The 423-nt window shown below is 61.0% G+C and carries 1 protein-coding gene; it reads right to left on the minus strand.

Features of this window, described 5'->3' with window-relative positions; genetic code table 11:
* The coding region (locus tag EN994_RS35050; RefSeq protein WP_127308328.1) for a Dyp-type peroxidase at positions 1-423 on the minus strand (423 nt) is incomplete at both ends.

Here is a 423-nt window from a genome sequence, read left to right on the forward strand (position 1 = left end):
GTGTGGAGAAATCGAGCAGGCGGTCGTAGGCGCCCGGCGGCTCGCCGATATACATGCGCTGCAGCATTTTTTCGGTGACCCAAAGATATCTGGAATAGCCGATGAAGTAGGTGCCGAACTCGTTCTGCCCCGGCCTGCCAAACGGCATGTTGTCGCGCAAAATATCGTACTCGTTGCCGGCGGCATCCTCGATGGTGGCCAGCGACTTGTGCGATTTGCGCGGCGCATCGTCATCGTCGATTTCGATGTTGTCGATCTTGGTGCGGCCGATGATCGCTTCCTGCTCGGGCGTCGGAATGCGCGCCCAGGCCTGCATGTCGTGGAGATATTTCTGGACGACGACATAGCTGCCGCCGGCGAAGTCGGCGTCTTCATCGCCGATGAGCGCAGAGGCGGGCAAGTCGAGGCCGGTCGGGTTGGCGG

It is taken from the genome of Mesorhizobium sp. M7A.F.Ca.CA.002.09.1.1, from assembly GCF_003998555.1.
Classification (GTDB): Bacteria; Pseudomonadota; Alphaproteobacteria; order Rhizobiales; family Rhizobiaceae; genus Mesorhizobium; species Mesorhizobium ciceri.